This window comes from Egibacteraceae bacterium (assembly GCA_035540635.1).
Taxonomy (GTDB): domain Bacteria; phylum Actinomycetota; class Nitriliruptoria; order Euzebyales; family Egibacteraceae; genus DATLGH01.
In genome coordinates this window covers 1-23,203 of the sequence record DATLGH010000059.1, presented here as the reverse complement: position 1 = coordinate 23,203, position 23,203 = coordinate 1, and the positions used below count along the sequence as shown (strand labels likewise).

General features: G+C 74.1%; 25 protein-coding genes. 18 read left to right on the top strand and 7 right to left on the bottom strand.

The window, feature by feature from the left end; translation table 11 throughout:
• Positions 1–26: 26 nt before the first annotated feature.
• Positions 27–728, top strand: a complete 702-nt coding sequence (locus tag VM324_09995) for an HAD family phosphatase (protein HVL99609.1) — start codon at positions 27–29, stop codon at positions 726–728.
• On the opposite strand, the gene VM324_09990 is transcribed toward VM324_09995, so the two are convergent.
• Positions 677–1,288 (bottom strand): TetR/AcrR family transcriptional regulator, encoded by a 612-nt coding sequence (locus VM324_09990; protein HVL99608.1) that lies wholly within the window; start codon positions 1,286–1,288, stop codon positions 677–679. The two genes, VM324_09995 and VM324_09990, sit on opposite strands and share 52 nt — an antisense overlap.
• Before the next feature lie 439 nt (positions 1,289–1,727).
• Here VM324_09990 and VM324_09985 point away from each other — a divergent pair, with 439 nt between their 5' ends.
• From VM324_09985 to VM324_09945, 9 genes are all read left to right on the top strand, one after another.
• Positions 1,728–3,935 (top strand): carboxypeptidase regulatory-like domain-containing protein, encoded by a 2,208-nt coding sequence (locus tag VM324_09985; GenBank protein ID HVL99607.1) that lies wholly within the window; start codon positions 1,728–1,730, stop codon positions 3,933–3,935.
• 127 nt (positions 3,936–4,062) lie between these two features.
• On the top strand, positions 4,063–5,874 hold the full coding sequence (locus VM324_09980; GenBank protein HVL99606.1) for a glycoside hydrolase family 3 N-terminal domain-containing protein: 1,812 nt from the start codon (positions 4,063–4,065) through the stop codon (positions 5,872–5,874).
• Between the two features lie 80 nt (positions 5,875–5,954).
• Positions 5,955–6,995, top strand: coding sequence for an N-acetylglucosamine-6-phosphate deacetylase (gene nagA / locus VM324_09975; protein ID HVL99605.1), 1,041 nt, complete (start codon positions 5,955–5,957; stop codon positions 6,993–6,995).
• Positions 6,996–7,146: 151 nt separating this feature from the next.
• Positions 7,147–8,148, top strand: a complete 1,002-nt coding sequence (locus VM324_09970) for an SIS domain-containing protein (GenBank protein HVL99604.1) — start codon at positions 7,147–7,149, stop codon at positions 8,146–8,148.
• A gap of 241 nt (positions 8,149–8,389) precedes the next feature.
• Positions 8,390–8,629: a PTS glucose/sucrose transporter subunit IIB gene (locus VM324_09965; GenBank protein HVL99603.1), complete on the top strand. Its 240-nt coding sequence runs from the start codon at positions 8,390–8,392 to the stop codon at positions 8,627–8,629.
• A 7-nt stretch (positions 8,630–8,636) separates the two neighbouring features.
• Positions 8,637–9,092: a PTS glucose transporter subunit IIA gene (locus tag VM324_09960; GenBank protein ID HVL99602.1), complete on the top strand. Its 456-nt coding sequence runs from the start codon at positions 8,637–8,639 to the stop codon at positions 9,090–9,092.
• 121 nt (positions 9,093–9,213) lie between these two features.
• Positions 9,214–10,380 (top strand): PTS transporter subunit EIIC, encoded by a 1,167-nt coding sequence (locus VM324_09955; GenBank protein ID HVL99601.1) that lies wholly within the window; start codon positions 9,214–9,216, stop codon positions 10,378–10,380.
• A gap of 52 nt (positions 10,381–10,432) precedes the next feature.
• The gene (locus VM324_09950; GenBank protein ID HVL99600.1) at positions 10,433–10,654 is read left to right on the top strand and encodes a hypothetical protein; all 222 of its coding nucleotides are present in this window, start codon (positions 10,433–10,435) and stop codon (positions 10,652–10,654) included.
• A gap of 17 nt (positions 10,655–10,671) precedes the next feature.
• Positions 10,672–11,349: an HAD-IA family hydrolase gene (locus tag VM324_09945; GenBank protein HVL99599.1), complete on the top strand. Its 678-nt coding sequence runs from the start codon at positions 10,672–10,674 to the stop codon at positions 11,347–11,349.
• Here the strand turns inward: VM324_09945 and VM324_09940 are convergent.
• Both VM324_09940 and VM324_09935 read right to left on the bottom strand, forming a co-directional pair.
• Positions 11,346–12,401, bottom strand: a complete 1,056-nt coding sequence (locus tag VM324_09940) for an ATP-dependent DNA ligase (protein HVL99598.1) — start codon at positions 12,399–12,401, stop codon at positions 11,346–11,348. The genes VM324_09945 and VM324_09940 overlap by 4 nt on opposite strands.
• On the bottom strand, positions 12,398–13,150 hold the full coding sequence (locus VM324_09935) for an SDR family NAD(P)-dependent oxidoreductase (GenBank protein ID HVL99597.1): 753 nt from the start codon (positions 13,148–13,150) through the stop codon (positions 12,398–12,400). Before VM324_09935 ends, VM324_09940 begins: the two co-directional genes overlap by 4 nt.
• Positions 13,151–13,258: 108 nt before the next feature.
• On the opposite strand from VM324_09935, the gene VM324_09930 reads away from it, so the two are divergent.
• From VM324_09930 to VM324_09920, 3 genes are read left to right on the top strand one after another with little or no spacing between them, the layout of a single operon-like run.
• On the top strand, positions 13,259–14,113 hold the full coding sequence (locus VM324_09930) for a 5'-3' exonuclease (GenBank protein ID HVL99596.1): 855 nt from the start codon (positions 13,259–13,261) through the stop codon (positions 14,111–14,113).
• Positions 14,106–14,633 (top strand): hypothetical protein, encoded by a 528-nt coding sequence (locus VM324_09925; protein ID HVL99595.1) that lies wholly within the window; start codon positions 14,106–14,108, stop codon positions 14,631–14,633. The genes VM324_09930 and VM324_09925 overlap by 8 nt, the downstream gene beginning before the upstream one ends.
• Positions 14,630–15,088 carry a hypothetical protein gene (locus VM324_09920; protein HVL99594.1) on the top strand — a complete coding sequence of 153 codons (459 nt, stop codon included), beginning with the start codon at positions 14,630–14,632 and terminating at the stop codon, positions 15,086–15,088. Before VM324_09925 ends, VM324_09920 begins: the two co-directional genes overlap by 4 nt.
• A 73-nt stretch (positions 15,089–15,161) precedes the next feature.
• Here the strand turns inward: VM324_09920 and VM324_09915 are convergent, their stop codons facing one another.
• The 3 genes from VM324_09915 to VM324_09905 form a co-directional block, all read right to left on the bottom strand.
• Positions 15,162–16,046, bottom strand: a complete 885-nt coding sequence (locus tag VM324_09915) for a hypothetical protein (protein ID HVL99593.1) — start codon at positions 16,044–16,046, stop codon at positions 15,162–15,164.
• 44 nt (positions 16,047–16,090) lie between these two features.
• Entirely contained in the window at positions 16,091–17,095 is a 1,005-nt protein-coding gene (locus VM324_09910; GenBank protein HVL99592.1) for a hypothetical protein, read from the bottom strand.
• A gap of 199 nt (positions 17,096–17,294) precedes the next feature.
• Complete coding sequence (locus VM324_09905; protein ID HVL99591.1) at positions 17,295–18,188, bottom strand: sigma-70 family RNA polymerase sigma factor; 894 nt, start codon at positions 18,186–18,188, stop codon at positions 17,295–17,297.
• 236 nt (positions 18,189–18,424) lie between these two features.
• Between VM324_09905 and dapC the strand changes: the two genes are divergently transcribed.
• From dapC to VM324_09880, 5 genes are read left to right on the top strand one after another with little or no spacing between them, the layout of a single operon-like run.
• A complete protein-coding gene (gene dapC / locus VM324_09900; GenBank protein HVL99590.1) occupies positions 18,425–19,615 on the top strand; it encodes a succinyldiaminopimelate transaminase in 1,191 nt (396 codons plus the stop codon).
• Between the two features lie 34 nt (positions 19,616–19,649).
• Positions 19,650–20,471 carry a 2,3,4,5-tetrahydropyridine-2,6-dicarboxylate N-succinyltransferase gene (locus tag VM324_09895; GenBank protein ID HVL99589.1) on the top strand — a complete coding sequence of 274 codons (822 nt, stop codon included), beginning with the start codon at positions 19,650–19,652 and terminating at the stop codon, positions 20,469–20,471.
• Positions 20,471–21,556, top strand: a complete 1,086-nt coding sequence (gene dapE, locus VM324_09890) for a succinyl-diaminopimelate desuccinylase (protein ID HVL99588.1) — start codon at positions 20,471–20,473, stop codon at positions 21,554–21,556. Before VM324_09895 ends, dapE begins: the two co-directional genes overlap by 1 nt.
• Positions 21,557–21,599: 43 nt before the next feature.
• Positions 21,600–21,800: a hypothetical protein gene (locus VM324_09885; protein HVL99587.1), complete on the top strand. Its 201-nt coding sequence runs from the start codon at positions 21,600–21,602 to the stop codon at positions 21,798–21,800.
• Between the two features lie 7 nt (positions 21,801–21,807).
• Positions 21,808–22,938, top strand: a complete 1,131-nt coding sequence (locus VM324_09880) for a DUF1749 domain-containing protein (protein HVL99586.1) — start codon at positions 21,808–21,810, stop codon at positions 22,936–22,938.
• On the opposite strand, the gene VM324_09875 is transcribed toward VM324_09880, so the two are convergent.
• The coding region (locus VM324_09875) for a hypothetical protein (protein ID HVL99585.1) at positions 22,919–23,203 on the bottom strand (285 nt) is incomplete at its 5' end. The two genes, VM324_09880 and VM324_09875, sit on opposite strands and share 20 nt — an antisense overlap.

Here is a 23,203-nt window from a genome sequence, read left to right as displayed (position 1 = left end):
AACCGCCGGCGGCTAGCCTTGCGCCCATGTCCCCGGCGCCGCCGTACCCGCCCGAGGCGGTCGTCTTCGACCTCGACGGACTGCTCGTGGACTCCGAGGACGCCTGGGCGCGCGCCACCCGGCAGGTCGTCGAGGACCTCGGCGGCGTCTGGGAGGACGCGCTGCACACGCTGCTGCTCGGTTCGGGGCCCGCTGAGGCCGCACGACTCCTCGCCGCTCACCTCGGCGGCCGGCACGCGCCGGCGGACATCGCCGCCAGCATGCGCGGTGCCGCCGCCGCGGCGTTCGCGAGAGGTTTCGAACCCCGGCCTGGCGCGGTCGAGCTCGTCAAGGCGCTGCACGGGCAGCTGCCGCTTGCGGTCGCGACGAACTCCGAGCGTGCGCTCGCTGACCGGGCGCTGTCCTCGAGCGGCCTGGCGGGCTGGTTCGCGACGGTCGTGTGCGCCGACGACGTCGTGGCGCCCAAGCCGGCCCCCGACCCCTACACGATGGCGTGCGCCGGCTGTGGCGCGCGGCCTGAGCGGTCGGTGGCCCTGGAGGACTCGCCGGCGGGCACCCGTTCAGCGAAGGCCGCCGGGCTGTGGGTCATCGGCTGCCCCTCGCTTCCAGGGGTCACCCTGCCCGCGGCTGATGTGGTCGTGGCGAGCCTCACGGCCGTCGACCCCGACCTGCTCGCTCAGCCGGGGCGGGGTGTGGGGTCGCGGGGCAGTCGGGACAGGCCGACGTAGGCGAGGGCCGACACGTGGGCGGCGACGACCTCCTTGTCGGGCTCACGCACCTCGCTCCACCAGGCGCCGACATGCACGACCATGCCGATGAGGGCGCGGGCGTAGAGGGGGACCATCTCCGGATCGAGGCCGGACTCGGCGAAGAAGCCCTTCAGGACGTCCTCCGCCTTGGCCGCCACGTCGGACAGCAGCCCCGCCAGTCCGCCGCCGGCGAAGCCCGACGGCGAGTCGCGGGTCAGCACGCGGAACCCGGCGGAGTCCGCCTCGATGTAGTCGAGGAACGCGGCGGCGCTGGCGTGCACCTGCTCGCGCGGGCTGATTCCGGGACCGAGACGGACGGTGATCATCTCCAGCAGCCGGCGGGTCTCGCGGTCCACCACGACGGCGTAGAGCCCCTCCTTGCCCCCGAAGTGCTCATAGACGATCGGCTTGGACACCTTGGCCCGGGCGGCGATCTCCTCGATCGAGGCGCCGAGGTAGCCCTGCTCGGCGAAGACGGCCTTCGCCACGCCGACGAGCTGGTCACGCCGCTGGCTCGCCGTCATCCGCCCCTCGGTCATGGGGCGCAACGCTAGCATCGGCCGCCATGCGGCCGGGGACCGGACGCACGGTATTTGTCGGACGCCTACGGTACGAGGGTACAGCCATTTGCCGTACAGGCGGTGACGCTGCCGGGCGCATCGCAACCGCTCATGGCCGCGCGGTGCGCAGCCAGAACAGCGTCCCGCGGGGCGATCCGGCCCCGGGAGGCTGAGCCCGGCTACTTAGGTAGGTCCTACGCTTGTGGGCGCCTGTGCGGTCTGGGAGCCTGAGAGGCTGGGCACGTCGCAGTGCGGGAAAGTGCGGGAACGTGGCGGGTCAGCCTCTGGGCGGGTGACCCGACCGGTCGCGGTCGAGACTCCAACGCCCTTTCTGCATGGCGGCGCGGTGTTCCTTTCCGCAGCAGCGCAACGCGTCGCGCCGAGTCGGCACCAGCGACAGAGGGAGAAGAACGCACCGATGAACGCACATGCGAAGTCAGGGGCGGTCCCCCGCCCGGTCCGCACGCTGCTCGCCTCGGCGACGGCGCTGCTCATGGTCAGCACCCTCGTGGCCGCCAACCCGGTGTCCGCCGACAACCACTTCCGCGCGCTCGACGCGTGGAACAACTACTTCATCCAGGCTGGGCAGGGCACCACCGACGGCGTGTTCGTCCGCTGGAGCGAACCGATCACGCCGACCACCCATGGTCCCGTGAGCGGCTACACGATCCACGAGGCGAGCGACTGCAGCGGCGAGGCGATCAGCACCGGGCAGACGGGCAGCTGGGCACCGGGTCGTCCGGCGATCCGGGACCTCACCATGGCGAACTGGGCCGCGATCCAGACCGGGCGGACGTACCACCTCCGCGTCGCTGGCGCCACCGAGCGGGCGAGCGCGAGCAGTGCGACCAACCAGGCCGAGTGCTTCCCGTTCGTCGCCCAGCTGCGGGCCGCCATCACGGGGAGGGTGACCGACGCCGAGACGGGTGCGGGCCACCCCGACGCCACCGTCGTCGCCTATGACGGCAACGGTGTCGAGGTCGGCCGCCAGGCGACGGTCGCGACGGCGCCGCAGCCGGCGACGATCGGCAACTACAGCATCGAGGGCCTGGCCCCCGGCACGTACACCGTCACCGCGTCGGCGCCCGGCTACGAGTCGCAGAGCAGAACGGTCGAGGCGCCGGCGGGCCAGACGCTCGGCGTGACGTTCGCACTGAGACGCGAGGTGGCACCGACTCACGGGACCGTTGCCGGCAGGGTCACCGCCGCGAGCACCGGCGCGGCGATCGCGGGTGCGACGGTGTCGGCCCACGGCCGCACGGCGACCACCGACGGGGACGGCGCATACACGATCAGTGCGCTGGACCCCGGCGAGTACACGGTGACCGTCGCGGCGCGCAACTTCCTCGGCGCGTCACAGACCACGACCGTCGAGGCCGGCCGGACCGCCACCGTCGACTTCGCCCTCCAGGGCGTGGCGTTGGGCCGCTGGGAGTCGACCGGCCCGCTGTCGGTGCCCCGCTACGACCACACGACGACGCTGCTGAACAACGGCCGGGTCCTCGCGGCCTCGGGGCGCCGCGTCGTCACCGGCGAACCGGTGCAGATCGTGTCCTCCGCCGAGGTGTACAACCCGCAGAAGGGCACGTGGACGGCCACGGGCGCGCTCAACGAGGCTCGCTGGAGCCACACCGCCACCCGGTTGCGCGACGGGCGGGTGCTCGCCGTCGGCGGGTTCGCCGCCCCCTACACGCTGACAGCCACCGGGGCCGGCAGCAACGCCCAGCCGGTGACGAGCACCGCGGAGATCTACGACCCCGACACGGGCAGGTGGACGCGCACGGGCGACCTCCACACGCGCCGCACGCTGCACACGGCGAGCCTGCTGCCCGACGGGACGGTCCTCGTCGCCGGTGGGCGCACCTGCGACCAGGCGCCGCCGGCGGCCTGCAACTTCACGTTCCGCACGAACACCGCGGAGATCTTCGACCCGTCCACCGGGACATGGACGGTGGTCGGCGACCTCACCGAGCGGCGGCACACGACGTCGGCGGCGCTGCTGCACGACGGCACCGTGATCGTGCCGGCGGGCTTCAGCGAGACCGGCAACAGCCGCACGGCCGACATCTACGACCCGGCGACGCGCACCTGGCGCCAGACGGCCGGACCGCTCAACGTCGGCCGGGCCCGCCAGGGCGCCATGCTCCTGCACGACGGCCGGGTGCTCGTCGCCGCCGGCTTCCAGGGTCGGGACACCTCGGAGATCTACGATCCGGCCACCGACGCGTGGACGCACACTGGCACGGTGGCAGACGCGGGGCGGTTCAACTTCCGCTTCCAGGTGCTGCCCGACGGCCAGGCCCTCATCGCCGGCGGCGCCGTGCCCGGAACGGGCGTGGACAGCAGCACGGAGGTCTACGACCCGGCCACCGGACAGTGGCACTCGGGCGGCGCCATGCCCGCAGCACACGGTTCGAGCTCGTCGCTCTCGAAGACCGACGAGGCCATCCTGCTGGGCGTCCCCCGATCCGGGAACGCGAAGTCGACCGCGTGCGGCCCGCACTGCGGCAAGGTGCTCGTCGCCGGCAACAGCACGAACGGGGCGGTGTCGCTCTACACCCCGGTCTGCCCGACGCGCATGCCGCCGCCTTCGCAGCGGACGACCTGCGTCGCGCACACCCCGTAACACCAGGGCACGAGGAGGCCCGAGCCGGGGGCGGCGCACGCGCCGCCCCCGGCTTCTGTGCGACGCGAAAAGACCCTGAATCGTCCGGCGTGCCCGCGTATCCTGTCGCGACCGATCGGAGCACCGCATGCGACCCCGAGCGATCCGCCTGGCGGGCACGCTGCTCGCCGTCCTCATGGCCCTGACCGTCGGCGTGCCCGCAGCGGCCCAGAGCGCCCGCCGTCCGCCCCACGCAGGCGGAGGTGCCGCAGGCCCGCCCGTGCACGCCGAGCAGGGACTCCTGCGCAGCACGGTGGCGCGGATGAGCCTGGAGGAGCTCGTCGGGCAGCTGTTCACCACGCACGTCTACGGCGCGCACGCGCAGGACACGAGCCGTGCGGCGGACAACCAGGCCAAGTACGGCGTGAGCACGCCGGCCGAGGTCGTGCGGAAGTACCACCTCGGCGGCGTCATCTACTTCGCGTGGTCGGGCAACACGCAAGACCCCGCGCAGATCCGTGGGCTGTCCACGTCGCTGCAGGACGTAGCCGGCGCGCAGCCGTCCAGGGTGCCGCTGCACGTGGCCATCGACCAGGAGACGGGGATCGTGGCCCGGATGCTGGAGCCGGCGACGGTGTTCCCGGGTGCGATGGCGCTCGGGGCCACCCGCGACGCCGACCTGGCCGCGCGGGTCTTCGCCATCACCGCGCGGGAGCTCGACGCGGTCGGGGTGACCATGAACTTCGCGCCGGTCCTCGACGTGAACACCAACCCGCAGAACCCCGTGATCGGCGTCCGCTCGTTCGGTGAGGAGCCCGGGCTCGTCGGCGGCCTCGGCACGGCGACCATGGCGGCGCTGCAGGCCGGTGGGGTGTCGGCGACGATCAAGCACTTCCCCGGCCACGGGGACACCGACGTCGACAGCCACTACGGCCTGCCGTCGGTGGAGTACGACCGCGAGACGCTCATGAACGTCCACGTCGCGCCGTTCGCGCAGGCGATCAACGCCGGCGCCGACGCGGTGATGACCGCGCACATGATCGTGCGGGCCGTCGACCCCGACCTGCCCGCGACGCTGTCGCGCCGGGTCCTGACCGGGCTGCTGCGCGAGGAGCTCGGCTTCGACGGTCTCATCGTCACCGACGCGCTGGAGATGGGCGCGCTGGCGAACTTCTGGGACTCCGCCGAGATCGCCGTCATGGCGCTGCAGGCCGGCGCCGACGTCCTGCTCATGCCCGCCGACATGGACCTGGCCTACCGGGGCGTGCTCGACGCCGTGCGCAGCGGGCAGATCAGCAGGCGGCGCATCGAGGAGTCGGTGATGCGCATCCTGCGGGCCAAGTACGCCCGCGGCCTGTTCCACAACCCTTACCCCGAACATCCGCTGGACGTCGTCGGCAGCCCCGCCCACCAGGCGGTGGCCGTGGAAGCCGGCGAGCGTGCGACGACCCTGGTGGCCAACGACGCCGGGCTGCTGCCCCTGGACGCCGCCGAGGTGGCCAGCGTGCTCGTCACCGGCTGGGGGGCCGCGACCACCGCGACCCTCGGCAGCCTCGTCGCCGCCCACGGGCCCGAGGTCACCGTGCGCGAGACGGGCGCCAACCCCCGTCAGGAGACCATCGCCGGGGTCCTCGCCGAGGCCCAGCGGCACGACGTCGTCGTCGTCGCGACGATGTCGGCGGCGTTCGCGCCCGCCGTCGGCCAGCGACAGCTCGTCGAGGCACTTCACGCCGCAGACACCCCCGTGGTCGTGATCGCGGTGCGCAACCCCTACGACATCGCAAGCTTCCCTCAGGTGGACACCTACCTCGCGACGTACAGCTGGCGGCCCGTATCCCTGCGCGGCGCGGTGGCGGTCGTCTTCGGGGCGGTCGCGCCGACCGGTCGTCTGCCCGTCACCATCCCGACCGCGGACTTCACCGGTGTGCTGTACCCGTTCGGCCACGGGCTCGGCTTCTAGGTTCCACGGAGGAGAGGGCCACGGGACGTCTCGGGGTCGCAGCCGCACTCGTCGACGGACAGCGCGTCCCCGGCGACGTCGTGGTCGCCGGCGGGCTCGTCCGCCAGGTCGGGGTGGGCGGTGGCCAGGGTCGAAGCCTTGCCGTCCCCGGGTTCGTCGACCTGCAGGTGAACGGCTTCGCCGGCGTCGACTTCCTCGGCGCCGACGTCGCCGCCTACGGCGAGGTGGGCGGAGCGCTCCTGCGCTCCGGCGTGACCGCGTTCCAGCCGACCTTCATCTCCTCCCCGCCCGGCGCCTACCTCGCCGCGCTCGACGTCGCGGGACGCGCCCAGTCCACGGCGGTCGGCCCCCGTCTGCTCGGCGTCCACCTCGAGGGGCCGTTCCTGTCCCCGCAGTTCGCCGGAGCGCACGACCCGGCGCACCTCGTCGACCCGCAGGTCGACCTCGCCGACCGGCTCTGCGACGCCGGGCCGGTGCGCTACATGACCCTCGCGCCGGAGCGGCCGGGGGCCCTGGACCTCATCGCGCATCTCGTCGCCCGGGGCATCACCGTGGCGGTGGGGCACACCGACGCCGACGCCCCCACCGCGCACGCCGCGTTCGACCGGGGCGCCCGGGCGGTGACGCACATCCACAACGCCCAGCGCCGCTGGCGCGCGCGCGACCCCGGCGTGGCCGGCGCCGCCCTTGCCCGCCGCGACGTCGTCGTCCAGGCGATCGTCGACGGCGTCCACCTCGCCCCGGAGACGACCCTGGCTGCCTTCCTCGCCGCCCGGGGGCGGTTCGCGCTCGTCACCGACGCGATCGAGGCGGCGGGGCTGCCCGACGGCCGCTACCGGCTCGGCGACCGAGACGTCACGGTCAACGGCGGGGCGGCGCGGCTGGCGGACGGGACCCTCGCCGGGAGCGTGCTGAGCATGGACGCGGCGGTCCGCAACCTCGTCGCCCTCGGCGCGACCATCGTCGAGGCGGTCGAGGCCGCCACCCGTGTGCCGGCGGGGCTCGTCGGCCGCCCGGAGCTCGGCACGCTGCGCCCGGGCACACCTGCGGACCTCGTGGTCCTCGACGACGACCTGTTGGTGCAGCGCACCGTCGTGCGCGGCGAGGAGCACGCCGGATGACGACCCTGCCGGTCGCGCCCGGACGCGCGGCTGCGGCACGCCACCGGCGGGACCCCTACGATGCGGGGGCGCCGGCCCGACGGCCGGTGCACCGGAGAGCACCCTGACACCGACGTCCGGCTCGGCCCGCACCCGGCCTCCCGGCGCCCTCATGGCCGCCGAGATGGCCGAACAGCCCCGGGTGCTCACCGACCTCGTCACGCGCCGGGAGGCGATCGTCTCGTCGGTCCGGGCCGTGCTGCCCCAGCCGCTGCGCGCGATCGTGCTCATCGCGCGCGGCTCGTCGGACCACGCCGCGGTGTACGGGCGCTACGCCCTCGAGGCGGCGTGCGGGGTGCCGGTCGCGCTGGCGGCGCCGAGCCTCCACACGCTGTACCGGGTGCCCGCGGACTACGCCGGGTGCCTCGCGGTGGCGATGAGCCAGTCGGGCCGCACACCGGAGATCGTCACCGTCCTCGACCGGTTGCAGGAGCATGGCGCGACCGGCGTGGCGGTGACCAACGACACCGCCTCGCCCCTGGCGGAGGTCGCCGACGTCGTCGTCGCGATGCACGCCGGCGAGGAGCGGGCGGTCCCGGCCACGAAGACGTTCACCGCGCAGCTTGCCGTGCTCGCGTTCCTCGCCGAGGCCGTCGGGCAGCCACCGTGGCGGGCGGAGGAGTGGGCCTCGGTGCCCGCCGCGGTGCAGGAGGTGCTCGACGACGCCAGCGTCGCGGAGGACGCCGTCGACCGGATCGGGGGCGCCCCGGGCCTCGTGGTCGTCGGGCGCGGCTACCTCTACGCCTCCGCGCTCGAGACCGCCCTCAAGCTCAAGGAGACGGCGTCGGTGCTCGCCCACGGCTACTCGGCGGCCGACCTGCGGCACGGCCCCATCGCCGTCGTCGAACGCGACTTCCCGGCGCTCGTGCTTGCCACGCCCGGGCCAACCTGGGACGACCTGCAGGATCTCGTGGGCCTGTTGCGGGAACGCGGTGCCCGCGTGGTGCGCGTCGCTCCGGGCGGTGACCTCACGCTGCCCGCGACGCCGAGCGAACCCCTCGTTCCCCTTCCCGTGGCGGTGCGCGGCCAGCAGCTCGCCCGCTCCCTCGCACTGCGGCGGGGCTTCGACCCCGACAGCCCCGAGGGGCTCCGCAAGATCACCCCGACCCGTTGACCGACGCCTGGACGCGCACGCCGCAGGAGGGCGCTGACGTCGCGACGCTGCGTGCCCTCGCGCCGACCGCCAAGCGGATAGGTGTGGACGTGCACCACATCGGAGACGCAGGATGGGCAGGGACCGCCCCGCCGGAGAACGTGTACGCCTACGCGGTTGACCGTCCGGGGGGTGCGGCACACGTGGAACCGGATGGCGCGCGGCGTGCGGGTCCGCTGGTGAAAGCAAGGAAAGGATCGCGATGAGCTTCGACGATGTCGCGGCACAGGTGCTCGAAGGCCTTGGTGGCGCGGACAACATCGAAACCCTCGAACCCTGCATCACCCGGCTGCGGGTGGAGCTCCACGACGCCTCGAAGCTCGACGAGGCGGTCCTGCGCAAGGCGGGCGCCCACGGGGTCATGAAGGCGGGCAAGGTCGTCCAGGTCGTCATGGGGACGCAGAGCGACAACATCGAGTCGGCGATGCGCAGGCTCATGTGAGCCGCGGATGAGGACGCTCGCGAGCCCCCTGAAGGGACGGGTCGTGCCCCTGGAGCGCGTCGCCGATCCCGTCTTCGCCGACCGGGTGGTGGGCGACGGCGTCGCGATCGAGCCCGCCAGCGGCGAGGTGTGCGCACCGGTGGAGGGCACCGTGGCGAAGCTGTTCCGTGGGGGACACGCCTTCGTCGTGCAGACGAGCGACGGTGTGGAGGTCCTCACCCACATCGGCCTCGACACCGTGGAGCTCGAGGGCGAGGGCTTCACCTGCCACGTCGACGAGCACGACGCCGTGACCGCCGGTCAGCATGTCGTGACCGTCGACCTCGAACGGCTGCGGGGTCGGGGCATCGACCTCACGAGCCCGGTCGTGGTGCTCTCTCACCACTCGGTGCGGCCGCTTGCCACGGGCGCCGTCGACGTGGGTGCGCCGCTCATGGAGGTGAGGGCCGAAGAACAAGCCTGAGCGCGGCCGCCTTGCAGCGCGAGGTGGGCGCCACCCCGCTCCGTCCGAGGTGACGGCGCGGGCCCGGCGACGGAAAGGACGCAGGATGCTTGCGGTTCTCCAGCGAGTCGGACGCTCGCTCATGATGCCCATCGCCGTGCTGCCCGCGGCCGCGCTGCTCCTGCGGTTCGGGGCGCTCGGCATCGAGCTCGAGCTGCCGGCCCAGCCCCTGTGGCAGGGCATGGAAGCTGCCGCCGGGGCGATCTTCGGCAACCTGCCGATCATCTTCGCGATCGGCGTGGCGATCGGGCTCACCGGCGGCGCCGGCGCCGCCGGTCTGGCCGCCGCCATCGGTCACCTCATCCTCCAGGCGATCAACGAGCTCACCGTCGTCGTGCCCGAGGTCGTGGAGAACGGCGAGGTGGTGGAGGAGGCCGTCACCGCCGACATGGGGGTGATAGGCGGCATCATCATCGGCCTGCTCGCCGCCTGGCTGTTCGACCGGTACAAGGAGGTGCGGCTGCCCGACTACCTCGCGTTCTTCGGCGGACGCCGGTTCGTGCCGATCATCACGGCTTTCTCCTCGATCGGCGTCGGCATCGTCGCGTTCTTCGTGTGGCCGCCGATCGGGCTCGCCATCGGGGAGCTCGGGGAGTGGATCGTCGGTGCCGGCGCGCTCGGTGCGTTCGTGTACGGGGTCGCCAACCGCGGCCTTCTTCCCTTCGGGCTGCACCACATCATCAACACCCTCGTGTGGTTCGAGTTCGGTACGTTCCGCGACCCCCAGACCGGCGAGGCCGTCGGCGGGGACCTCACGCGCTTCTTCGCCGGCGATCCCGACGCTGGCCTGTTCATGGCGGGGTGGTTCTTCGTCATGATGTTCGGGCTGCCGGCGGCCTCCTACGCGATGTACCGGCGCGCCGACGCGGGCAACCGCAAGCAAACCGGGGCGATCATGGGCTCGGCGGGGTTCACGTCGTTCCTCACCGGGATCACCGAACCGATCGAGTTCAGCTTCGTGTTCAACGCCCCAGCCCTGTACGGCATCCACGCCCTGCTGTCGGGGGTGGCGCTCGTCACCGCCGACCTGCTCGACATCCGCCACGGGTTCGGCTTCTCGGCCGGCGTCATCGACTACCTCATCAACTACCCGCTCGCCACGAACCCCCTCCTCATCATCCCCGTGGGACTGGTGTTCGCGTTGCTGTACTTCCTGCTCTTCTACTTCGCCATCCCGATGCTCGACGTCGCCTCGCCGGGACGCACGACGCGCAAGGAGAGCGCAGCCGCCGAAGAGCCGGTCGTCTGAACGCCGGGCGAGCGGCTCGGGCGGCGCACCGGGCAGGAGGGAGAACGCGACGGTGACCGTGGAGAGCTTCGCCGTCGTCGCGGGCATGGCCCTCGTGTGGTGGATCCCCACCTTCAAGGCGCTCACCGAGGTCCTCGACCTCCAGGGTGTGCGCCGGGTGCTCGTGTGGAAGTGGCTGGCTCTGCTGTGCGTCCCCGTCGTCGGCTGGGTCCTGTACTTCCAGCGGGGACGAGGCGAGCTGGCGGCGGACCGACGTGCCGGGCAGCGGCGGTGACCCGATGGTCGGTGCGCGTGGTGCTGTTCGACCTCGACGGCGTGCTCGTGGACTCCACCGCCTCCGTGGCCGAGGCGTGGACCGCCTGGGCGCTGCGGCACGGAATCGACGCGGACGCCGTCATCCACCAGGCGCACGGCCGGCGCGCCGTCGACACGATCCGGTCGGTGGCGCCCCATCTCGACCCCGACGCGGAGACCGCGCTGCTCGAGGGCGCCGAGATCGCGGCGGCGGAGTCGACGCGCGCGCTGCCGGGTGCGGCCCGTCACCTCCATGCGCTCCCGCCCGGCACGTGGGCGGTCGTGACGTCGGGCACGCGCAAGCTCGCCCGCGCACGCATCACCGCCACTGGGCTGCCCGAACCGTCGGTCCTCGTCACCGCCGAGGACGTCACCGCCGGCAAGCCCGACCCGGCGTCCTACCTGCGGGCGGCGAGTCTGCTCGGTGTCGACGCAGCCGACGCGCTCGTCGTCGAGGACACCCCTGCCGGCATCGCGGCGGCGGTCGCGGCGGGGATGCCCGCGATCGGACTCACGACGACGTACCCGGCCGGCGATCTCGCAGCCGCGTCGGCGGTCGTTGCGACCGCCGACGACCTCGCCATCACGCTCGCCGACGACGGCGAGCTCGCGGTGACGACGCGCGACGACGTCCAGGGCGCTGAGGGCACCGACCGCACGCGACCTGGGGTCTAGGTCGCAACGACGTCGGCGAACGTCGGCCCCCGCGGGCGCTCGAGCTGCTCGAACGTGCACTCGCGGGGGTCCTTGTCGGGCCGCCAGCGTGCGAAGCGGGTGGCGTGACGGAAGCGGTCGCCCGTGAGCTGGTCGTAGCTCACCTCGCAGACGAGCTCGGGGCGCACCGGCACCCACGCGAGGTCCTTGTCACCGGACCAGCGGCTCGGCTCGCCGGGAGCGCGCACGCTGCCGCCGGCGCCCAGCGCGGCGCTGCCGTCGGGCACCTCCAGGGGCCGCAGCCGCTCGAGCAGCGCGACGCGGTCCGCGTCGCCGAACCCCGAGCAGTGCCCGATGAAGTGCAGCCGCCCGGTGTCGTCGTACAGCCCGAGCAGCAGGGAGCCCACCCGGTCGCCGTGCTTGTGGACACGGTAGCCACCGACGACGACGTCCGCGTCACGACGGTGCTTGACCTTCACCATCGACCGCTTGCCCTCCTCGTAGGCTCCGGTCAGGGCCTTTGCGACGATCCCGTCGCAGCCGGCGGCCTCGAACGCGTCGAACCAGCGGCGACCTTCCTCGACGTCGATGGTCGACACGGTGAGGTGCCAGCTCCGGGGACCGGCCGGCTGCTCGAGCCCCTCGACGAGGGCGGCGACACGCTCCCGCCGCTCGGCGAACGGGGCGCCGCGCAGGTCGTTGCCGTGGACGGCGAGCAGGTCGAAGGCCACGAGCTCGGCCGGGGTCTGCTCCGCGAGCAGGCGGATCCGGCTCTCCGCCGGGTGGATGCGCTGCTGCAGCGCGTCGAAGTCCGTCCTGCCGTCACGCACGACGACGACCTCCCCGTCGACCACCGCGCCCGCCGGCAGCAGTGCGAGCGCGGGGGCCAGCTCGGGGAAGTAGCGCAGCAGCGGGCGCTGGTTGCGGCTGTCCAGGCGCGGCTCGGGCCCACCCCAGGCGAGGGCCCGGAACCCGTCCCACTTCGGCTCGTACGCCCATCCCGGAGGGCTGGGCAGGGCGGTGTGGACCCGCGCCTCCATCGGTGTGCGGGGCGGGTCGAACGGCCAGGTCATCGCAGCGTCCGCAGGTCCGTGACCGCGCCGTTCTCGAGGTCGCGCTCGAGCAGCCTCCAGATTCCCCCGGCGGCGTCGCCGGGGTCGGCGAGGCTGCCCGACTCGTGCAGGTCGATGAACTTGGCCACCTGGGGGAAGTCCGCCTCGTCCATGGTGCGGATGGAGTCCTGCATCCTGGTGGCGACCACCCCCGGAGCGACGGCGACGACACGGGTCCGCCCTCCGCGCCGCGCCTGCTCGGCGCCGGCGACCCGGACCCACATGTCGAGCGCCGCCTTGCCCGCCGAGTAGCTCGACCAGCCCTCGTAGGGCGTCTGCGCCGCCCCGGAGGTGAGCATGACGAGGTGCGCCTGTCCGGAGAAGCCCGATTCGTTGACCGCCCTGAGGAAGGCGTGTCCGAGCGCCTGGGGTGCGGCGGAGTTGAGCAGGACGTTGCGCCGGTACGCCACCGAGTCGACCTCGCCCACGAACCCGATGGGGGTGATCGTGCCGGCGTTGTGCACGAACACGGCCCGCCGGCCGCGGAAGTCGCCGAGCTGTGCGAGCAGGTGGGCCTCCACCGCCGCCCACGCCTGCGGGTCGGCGAGGTCGGCGCGCAGGTGCTCGACGACCGAGCCGTCGGGCGGTGTCGTGCCCGGGCCCGAACGTGAGATGTCGATGACGCGGGCGTCGGCATAGGGCACGGACGCGACGAGCGCAGCGCCGATGCCGCGCGACGCGCCCGTGACCCACACGAGGGTCTCTGCCATGTCACCGCTCCTCCCGGTCGTGCTCCGGGCGATGCTAGCGACCCACTCGCGCGCCGCGCCCGGCGGCGTCGGGGGCAGCACGGGCCGCGGCCGTATCCTTGGCCGAGCATGCGGCTGCTCCTCGACACCTCGAGCCTGCTCTACCGGGCCTTCTTCGCCCTGCCCACGACCATCGCCGCGCCCGACGGGACGCCGGTCAACGCCCTGCGCGGCTACCTCGACATGACGGCCCGCCTCGTGACCGACCGCCGGCCCGCCGAGGTCGTGCACGTCTTCGACGACGACTGGCGTCCGGCACCCCGCGTGGCCGCCTACTCCGGGTACAAGAGCGCCCGCACGGAAGAACCCGGGGAGCTGACCGCGCAGTTCGCGCTGCTGCCGTCCGTCCTCGACGCGCTCGGTCACCGCCAGGTGCACGCCCCCGGCTGGGAGGCCGACGACGCGATCGGCACGCTCTGCCACGCCGTGGGGGGCGACGAGCGTGTCGCCGTCGTCACCGGCGACCGTGACCTCCTCCAGCTCGTGCGCGACCCCCACGTGCGGGTGCTGTTCACCGTGCGCGGGACGTCCGAGCTCGCCGAGTTCGACGAGGCCGGCGTCGAGGCGCGCTACGGCGTCCCCCCCGCCCGCTACGTCGACTTCGCGATCCTCCGTGGTGACCCGTCCGACGGGCTGCCCGGCGTCCCGGGCGTGGGGGACAAGACAGCCCGCACGCTCGTCACCACCTATCCCGACCTCGACGCCCTGCTCGCCGACGCCGGCGCGCAGACGCCGCGTCTGGCCCAACGCCTCGCCGCGGCGGGCGACTACGTCACCGCGATGCGCAGCGTCGTGCCCGTCATGACCGACGTCGCCCTCGCGACCCGCGTGGGCGCCCGCGACGACGACGCTCTCGCGGCGCTCGCGCGCCGGCACAACCTCGAGGGGCCCGTCCGCCGGCTGCGCGAGGCGCTCGATGCCTGAGACGGCTGGTGCCCGAGCTGCGGGCAGGGTCCGGCTGGTCGCGGCGGCGCTCGCCGTGGCCGTCGCCGCGACCGGCTGCGGGGAGCCCGCCGTCGACCTCGACGTTCCCGACCGGCGGGCCGGCCAGCACGTCCTCGACACGGTCGGGCTGCTCGACGGCACGGACGTCGCGGCGCAGCTGGCGGCACTGGCCGAGGAGGGGCTCGACGTCGTCGCCGTCGTCTACGAGACCCCGCAGGCCGGGCTGGGCGAGGGCCGGCGGGCAGGTCAGCTCGTCGTGCGGGAGTGGGAGGCGGACGTCGCCCTCGTGGCGGTTGCCGCCCCGGGCGACTTCACGAGCGGCGACACGCAGGCGCGTCGGCGGTTCTTCGGCCTCGAGCCCGCCGACGCGTTCGCCGTCCCACGGGGGCTGCGGGAGCGGGTAGCCGAGCAGCGAGCCCCACCGCTCGCCGAGGCGAACGACTGGCCGGGGGTGTTCACGATGGCCATCGAGGAGATCGCGCGGGAGCTCCTGCCGTGAGGCTCGCCGAGCTCGAGGCCGTCTGCCGGGAGGCCGCCCGCGGTGTCGTGGAGCGCGAGGGCCGGCCGGTTCCGCCCGCCGTCGTGCTGCCGCTGCCTGAGCGGAACAAGGTCACGACGTTCCCCCACTTTCCTCCCGACGACGAGGGGCGGACCGCGCTGCTCGAGCGCTTCGGTGCCGAGGTCGTACGCCCCGCCAACGCCTCCTGCTTCGGCTTCATCGCCGAGGCGACCCTCGAGACGGGGCAGGGCGATCCGGTCGACGTTGTCGTGGTCGCCTACTCCGCCCGCCTCCACCACGCCCACGTCACGGCGGCACCGTTCGCAGAGGGCGTCCTGGGCGACTTCTCCGCCGCCGAGGAGCTCGACCCGGAGGCGATGCCCTTCCTCGCCGCGCTCCAGGCCGCCGTCGACGCGGCGGGACCTCCGGACGCCTTCCGCGGCGCGCTCACATGAGCGCGAGGATCGCCGCGCCCGCCGGTCCCGCGTCCCCGGGGTGCCGACGCGCCGTTGCCGGGGCCGGCGCCGCCTATCGACGGGCGGCGGTGTGGAGGGTCAGCTGCTCGCGCAGCGCCACGGAAGCCCGGTTGAGCACCGGTCCCAGGCGGGCGATGCCCATCGTGCCGGCGTCGAGGCCGGAGGCGCCGACGCGGCCGCCGTGCGCGCCGAGGGTGATGACGAGACCGACCGCGCGCGCGTCGGCGGAGATCACCCCCGCGCCCGAGTCGCCGGGTACGACGAGCCCCGTGGCGCGCACGTGGGCCTCGTCGGGCATGCCCTGGGCGACGGCGGTCCGGGCCGGCAGCACGCCCCCGAACAGCAGGCCCTGACCGTAGTACCGCAGCGTCGTCGTGGCCGAGGGGCGGTCGGAGTTGATCCCCGTGGGGCCACCGAAGTGGCACATCCGCGGGCTGCTCGCCACGTCCCCGTCGAGCCGGACGAGGCCGAAGTCCCGCGCGCCGTTGACGATCGCGTAGGCGAACGTGCCGATCCGCCGGCCCGCCGCGTCGGCCACGACGGGCCCCTGCCCGGGTCCCCAGACCCGCTGGACGGGGGGCCGGACCTGCCCCCCGAATGCGCAGTGCCCCGCGGTGCCCATGTACGTGTGCGTGCGCCCGAGCCGATCCCGCCCGGTGAAGCGGAAGTTCAGCGTGCACACCGACGACCCGTCCACGACGATCCGCGCGCCCGGCCGGACCCCGGCGCACGAGCCGGTGCCGGCGACGCCCGCGGCGGGAGCGCTCGCGAGCACCCGCGCGGGGGCGCCGGGCCGGCGGGGGGTGCCCGCGGCGGTGTGCGCGCAACCGTCTCCGGCGGCGGGGAGGGGGGCGGCCTGCGCCGCCTCCGCCGCGCCAGCGGGGGCGGCGGCAACGGCGACGAGCAGCGCGAGCAGGAGCGTCAGGCAACGCCTCATGCCGCTTGCAACGCCCCAGGGCAGCGCCTGGTGACGGGCCGGCGTCACCAGTAGCGGTGTGCGGACAGCGCCGCCCGGGGGGCGCGGCGGGCCGGGCGGGCCACGAGACCGGCCGCCACGCCCGCCACGACGAGCCGGATCACGCGCCCCCGCTGCCCCGCGTAGGGGGCCAGGAGGGCGAGCATGCCCGCGTCGGTCCACGAGGCGCGGGGGGCATCCACCGGCCCTCCCCCGAGGACCGTCCCGATGAGCGCGGGCAGGTGGTAGTCGCCGACGCTCACCGCGTCGGGGTCGCCGAGCGCCAAGCGCGTCTCCGCGCTCGTCCACACGCCCACGCCGGACAGGGCCCGCAGCCGCGCGTCGAGCGCCGGCCAGTCGCCGACGCCCTCGGCGAGGCGCTGGTCTGCGACGGCCGCGGCGTGCAGCGCGCGGGCTCCGCGCAACGACACGCCGCAGCGGCGCAGCGCCCAGGCCGGCGTCGCGCCGATGCGCGCGGCCGTCGGCCAGCACCACAGCCCGCCGGCCGCCTCCTCGCCGGCCATGACGGCGACCTGCGCGGTCGAGCGGCGCGCCTCGAGCGACTGGACGAGCTGCCCGAGCACTGCACGGCCGAAGGCCTCCCCGAGACGGGGCACCCGCGAGAGCCGCGGGGTGCCGAGTCGGCGCTGGAGCGCCCGCAGCACCGGGTGGGCGGCGACAAGGTCGGCGAACCCGCCGGCTCGTTCGCCGAGACCCGCCCACGCACCGGCGTCGGCCAGTGCCCGCTCGGCGACGTGCGCGGGGGTCGCCGCCGGTCCCCAGACGGCGAGCGCGACGCCGCGCGGGTCGGGGCGGGCCTCGAGGACGAGGGGACCACACGGTCCGGGCTCGGCACGGCGCAGGGCGCCGCCCGGTGCGCGGGTCGCCACCGCGCCCCGACGTGCCCGGTCGGTCGTCACCCAGGTCGCGAGGTCACCGACCGTGCCGGCGCGGACGTCGGCGGCGAGCAGCCGCACGACGCCCGCCGCGGAGGCGGGGCGCCGGGAGGCGGTGGGGCGCGGGGACGGCACGCCGCAGGGTAGCGCCCAAGCGGACGAGTGCTCGCGCACCGAGCCCAGCGAAGCGGTGGCGCTGACGACTACGCTGAACGTGCGGGCTTCTCCACCCCGAGCGCCTGCCCGAGGCGGAGGGTGCCGCCCCGCCGCGCGGCATGAGGAAGGCCCCGGCCGAGACGGCCGGGGCCCTGGGGGGTCCTTCAGTCGACGAGGCTCAGGCTGCGACGCCGAGCTGCTCCTGCAGGCGGTGCAGCGCCTGGTTCTCGATCTTGCGAACCGACTCGCGCGACAGGCCGAGCTCCCTGCCCAACGCGTCGAGCGTGAGCGCCTGCTGACCGTCGAGCCCGTAGCGGCGGGTGAGGACGTACCACGCGCGCTCGTCGAGGTGCTCGCGCGCGAGGTCGAACAGCCCCTCGACGAAGTTGCGCTCGACGACCTCGTCGGCGGGGGAGTCCTCGGCCACGGCGACGAACTCGCCGAGGTCGCTCGCGTCCTGGTCGAAGCCGACCGGGCGGTCGAGCGACGTCATGGCGTGGTCGCCCTCCATCGCGCGGCGCACCTTCTCCTCCGACAGCCGCGTCGCCTCCGCCAGCTCCGCGACGGTGGCCTCACGCCCCGTCTCCGACTCGAGCCGCGCGCCGGCGGCGCGCACCTTCACGAGCGCGTCATGGAGCGCGACCGGCAGGCGGATCGTCCGCTCGCTGCCGGCCACGCCACGCTGGATCGCCTGGCGGATCCACCACGTCGCGTACGTCGAGAACTTGTACCCCCGGCGCCAGTCGAACTTCTCGACCGCGCGCAGGAGTCCGAGGTTGCCCTCCTGGATGAGCTCCCCGAGGTCGAGCGTCGACCGCTTGGAGAACTGCGCGGCAACGCTGACCACGAGCCGCAGGTTCGCTGCGACGAAGTGGTCGAAGGCCGCCCGGCCCTCGCGTACCGCGCGCTCGAGCTCGCGCCGGTTCTTCTTCTCACCGGCGTCGAGCTTGGCCTGGGCCTCGCGACCCGCCTCGATCGTCTTCGCCAGGCGGACCTCGTCCTCGGCCGTCAGCAGACGGACCTTGCCGAGCTCGGAGAAGTACAGGTCGAGGAGGTCGTCGGGGACACTCATGGGTCCGTTCCTCCTGAACGTGCTTGTGCTTTGCTTCACATCGTTACCTAACAACGGCGGAGTCCGAACTGTTCCCGATCGCGCTCGATCACATGGGTTCGTTCGGCGCCGGCTCCCTGTCGTATTGCCCCTGCCCCCGCCTGCCTATGCCTACTTCTGTCGTCGGCCGGCCGGCCGCGGACCTGTAGCATCCCTGGCCGTGCCGGCTTTCCTTCAAACGACCTGGTAGGCGCCGCGTGACGAATCCGCTCCTGCAGCGGCTCGGCGGCTATCCGCTCGCCGCCTTCCAGGAGCTCAAGCTCGCCCTGGCCGCAGACGGGCGGCCCCTGCACGACTTCTCCGTGGGCGACCCGGTGGAACCCACACCCCCGTTCATCCGCCGCGCGCTCATCGAGGCGGTGCCGGAGGTGAGCCAGTACCCGACAGCCGCGGGTCTGCAGGAGGTCCGCGCGGCGATCGCGGGATGGGTGCGACGGCGATTCGGGGTCGACGTCGACCCTGACACAGAGGTTCTACCCACCGCCGGCAGCAAGGAATCCATCTTCCACCTGCCCCTGGCCCTCGTGGACCGGGACAGCACCCGGCGCGCCGTCGTGTGGGGCGCGCCGGGCTACCCCGTGTACGAGCGCGGCCAGCTGTTCGCCGGCGGCGACAGCGACCCGGTCCAGCTGACGCCCCGGGAGAGCTGGCGACTGCCCCTCGACGCCCTCGACCCTGCCCGTCTGCAACGCGCCTGCGTCGCCTGGCTGAACTACCCGCACAACCCGACGGGGGCCGCGGTCGACGACGACTACTACCGCCGCTGCCTCGCCACTGCCCGCCAGCACGGCGTCGTCCTGGCCAGCGACGAGTGCTACGCCGACATCTACCCCGTGGACGCGCCGGCGCCGCCGTCCTTGCTCCAGGCCGCCACCGGTGACCTGTCGGGCGTCGTCGTGGCGTTCAGCCTGTCGAAGCGCTCGGGGATGACCGGCTACCGCTGCGGGGCGCTCGTCGGTGACGCGGCGCTGATCGCCGAGCAGCGGGTCCTGCGCCCGAACATCGGGACGGCGAGCCCGGACTTCGTCCAGCGGGCCGCCGCGGCCGCCTGGTCCGACGACGCCCACGCCGCCGAGCGCCGGGTGGTGTTCGACGGCAAACGGGCGGTGCTGCGCGCGTTCCTGTCCGGAGCCGGCCTGGACGTGAGCGGAAGCGAGGCGACGTTCTACGTGTGGTTCGCCGCCCCGGGCGGTGACGACGCCGCCTATGCGGAGGCACTCCTGCGCCACCGCGTCGTGGTCTCGCCCGGGAGCGCGTTCGGGGCGGCGGGGCGGGGCTGGCTGCGCGTCGCCCTCGTCCCCGACCTGGCCGGCTGCCAGGCTGCGGTCGCGGCCTGGCAGGCGGCGATCGCCGCAGGCGACCTGCCCGGCCACGAAGGGCAGCGCTAGCGCAGCGGTAACGCCCCGCAATAGGCTTCGGGGGATGAGCGACCACGAAGCCCTGCGCAAGACGATCGACGCGGCGTTCGAGGACGGCGCGCACGACGCGCCCGAGGCGCGTGAGGCGGTGAGCGCGGCGCTCGACCTCCTCGACACGGGTGCGGTCCGCATCGCGGAGAAGCAGGGCTCGGAATGGGTCGTGAACGAATGGCTGAAGCGCGCGGTGCTGCTGAGCTTCCGGCAGCGGAAGATGGAGACGATCGAGCTCGGCCCGTTCGAGTTCCGCGACAAGGTGCCGCTGAAGTCGGGTTACGCCCAGGCGGGGGTGCGGGTCGTGCCGCCCGCAGTCGTGCGCCACGGCGCGTTCGTGGAGGCGGGCGCGGTGCTCATGCCGAGCTACGTGAACATCGGTGCGCGCGTCGGTTCGGGGACGATGGTCGATACGTGGGCGACCGTCGGGTCGTGTGCGCAGGTCGGCCGGAACGTCCACCTGTCGGGCGGGGTGGGCCTCGGCGGGGTTCTCGAGCCGCCGGGCGCGCGCCCGGTCATCATCGAGGACGACGCCTTCATCGGGTCGCGCTGCGTCGTCGTCGAGGGGGTCGTCGTCGAGGAGGGCGCCGTGCTGGGCGCGCTCACCGTCCTCACCGCGTCGACGCAGGTCGTCGACGTCACCGGTGACGAGCCGGTTGTGAGCCGGGGACGCGTCCCCGCCCGCTCCGTCGTCATCCCCGGCACCCGGCCGAAGGACTTCCCGGCGGGCACGTTCGGCGTCCCGTGCGCGCTCGTCATCGGGCAGCGCTCCGCGGCGACCGACAAGAAGGTGTCCCTGAACGAGGCGCTGCGCGAGCACGACGTGCCCGTGTGATGGGCACGCACGCCGACCGGCTCGAGGCGCTCCTCGGCGAGCTGCTCGCCCTGCCCTGCGTCACCGGGGAGGAGGGGCCGATCGCGGACCTCGTAGAGTCTCGCTACGCCGGCCGCGGGGAGCGTGTCCAGCGGGTCGGTCACTCGATCGTGGTGGGCGAGCCGGACGCGGACCGGCCCGACGTGCTGCTCGTCGGCCACCTCGACGTCGTCCCGCCGACCGACGCCGACCGTCGCGCCCGGCGCGACGGGGACCGCATCGTCGGGCGGGGCGCGAGCGACATGAAGTCCGGGCTCGCCGCGGCGATGGACTGCTTCGAGGACCCCGCGCTGCGAGCGGGCCCGTACAACCTCCTGCTCGTCGCCTACGCCGGCGAGGAGGGGCCGCACGAGGCCAACGAGCTCGCCCGGGTGCTCGACGCCGTGCCCGAGGTCGGTGAGGCCGACCTCGCCGTGGTCCTCGAGCCGACCGACCTCACCGTGCAGCTCGGCTGCCTCGGTGCGCTGCACGCCGAAGTGACCATCCGCGGCCGCGCGGCCCACTCGGCCCGCCCGTGGCAGGGCGAGAACGCCCTCACGAAGGCGGGGGGCCTGCTCGCCGAGCTACACGACCGCCGACCTGTCGACGTCACCGTCGACGGGCTGACCTACCAGGAGGTCCTCACCGCGACGCAGGCTTGGACGGCGAACGCCCGCAACGTCGTGCCGGACCGGTTCACCGTGAACGTCAACTACCGGTTCGCACCCGACAAAACCGTCGAGAGTGCCGAGGAGGCGCTGCGCGCGTTCCTCGGGGACCGGGCGGAGTGTCACGTCACCGACCGCGCACCGGCGGCCAGGCCGTACCGCGACAACCCCCACGTGGCGGCGTTCGTCGAGACCGTCGGCGCTCCGGTCGAGGCCAAGCAGGCCTGGACCGACGTCGCCCGGTTCGCCGCGGAAGGCGTCCCGGCGCTCAACTACGGCCCCGGCCTCACCGGGCAGGCGCACCAGGCGGGGGAGTACGTCCCCGTGGGGAACCTCCACGCCGCCCGGGAACGCCTCGCGGCGTTCCTCGGCCGCCCATGGGGGCGCGACGCCGGGTAGCATCGACGGCGACGATGCCGCTGACCGCGAGGGCAGGTGCCCGGTGACCGAATCAGGCCTTCCCGAGGAGCCGTTCGACCCGACCGCCGACACCGGGCGCTTCCAGGCGTTCGTCGACGGCGAGCCCGACCCGGCCATCGTCGCCGCACGCCCCGCCGCCGCCGGAGTCCCGTTCCGGGTCGGCACGCTCATCGGCGGACTGGTGGTGCTCGGGGTCCTCGTCGTGCTCCTGTTCCTCCTCTAGCAGGGCCGTGGCGGCAGCCTCCCGCCGGCGGAGCGGGCGGACGGCGGCCGGCCTCCTCGCCGCCGCGCTCGTCGTGCTGCTCGCCGCCGGCTGGCACTACGCGACGGTCGTCCTGCGCGCGGCCCCCGCTCCGCCTCCCGCGGTGAGCGTCCTCGACGTCGGGGAGCGCACCGTGACGCTCGAACGTCGGGACGACAGCCTGCGCGCGGGTGTGTGGGGCCTCCACGGGCCGAACGGCTACGCCCAGGTGTGGGAGGTCACCGGAGCCGACGACGACACCGTGACGCGCCGGCTCGTCATGCTCGCCGGCGCCCTCGAGGCGGGCACGCGCGCACGCCTGGACCCGCTCGCCTATCCACCCGACCCCGCCACGGCGTTCTTCTTCCCCGCCGAGGCGGTCGCGCTCCGCGGGGGCGGGCGCGCCGACCTCGTGCTGCCCGAGGTGGCCGCGCCGGACCACGACCGCCTGGGTTGGCGCACGGCGGGGCTGCACGACACGTGGGTCGTGCTCGTGCCCGGTCAGGCCCGCAGAGAGGCCTACCGGCTCGTGCCGACGGTGCGCGAGCTCGGCCTCCCCGCCCTCGTCGTGGGGGCCGACGCGCCGGTTGCCTCGGGTGGTGCGCCCCCGGCCGGTCGCGTGGACTGGCGGAGCGTGCAGGCCGCGACGGACCATGCGTTCGATGTGGGCGCCGAGTCGGTCGTCCTCGCCGGGCTCTCCGTCGGGGGCATGGCGGTTGCGCACTACCTCCAGCGCTCGCCCGACGCCCACCGGGTCGTCGGCGCGGTGCTCGACACCCCCGTGCTCGACCGCGACGCGGTGGTGACCGCAGCCGCCGCCGACCGGGGCGTGCCGGGGTGGATGACCCCCCTCGTCAAAGCGATCGTCGCGGCGCGCACCGGCGTGCGCTCGGGTGACGGCGAGGCGTTTGCGGAGCGCCTGGCCGTCCCGGTGCTCGTGTTCCACGGCATGGATGACCCGGTCGTGCCGGCAGCGGGTACCGTCGCGTTCGCCGCGGCCCGTCCCGACCTCGTCACCACGGCTCTCGTCGAGGCGGCCGGGCACCTCGAGTCCTGGAACGCCGACCCCCGGGGCTACGTGCGGCGCCTGCGCGCGTTCCTCATCCGGGTGGCCGGGTGACCTCGTCGGTGTCGGGGCCACCACCGGCCTGCGACGCGGCGGCGAGGTCACCGAGGTGGCCGACGAGGAAGGTGGTGAGGCGCGAGACCTCCTCCACGGGCAGGCGGAAGCTGCCGACGCACACGTCGTCGCGCCAGAGGCTCAGGACGACGACCCCCCGCTCGGCGTGCCAGGACACGCGCATTCCCGCGCCACGCTCGTCGACGAACAGCGCCCGGCGGGGCGGGGGCAGCGCCATGGCCCGCACACTGGCCCCCCACCGTCC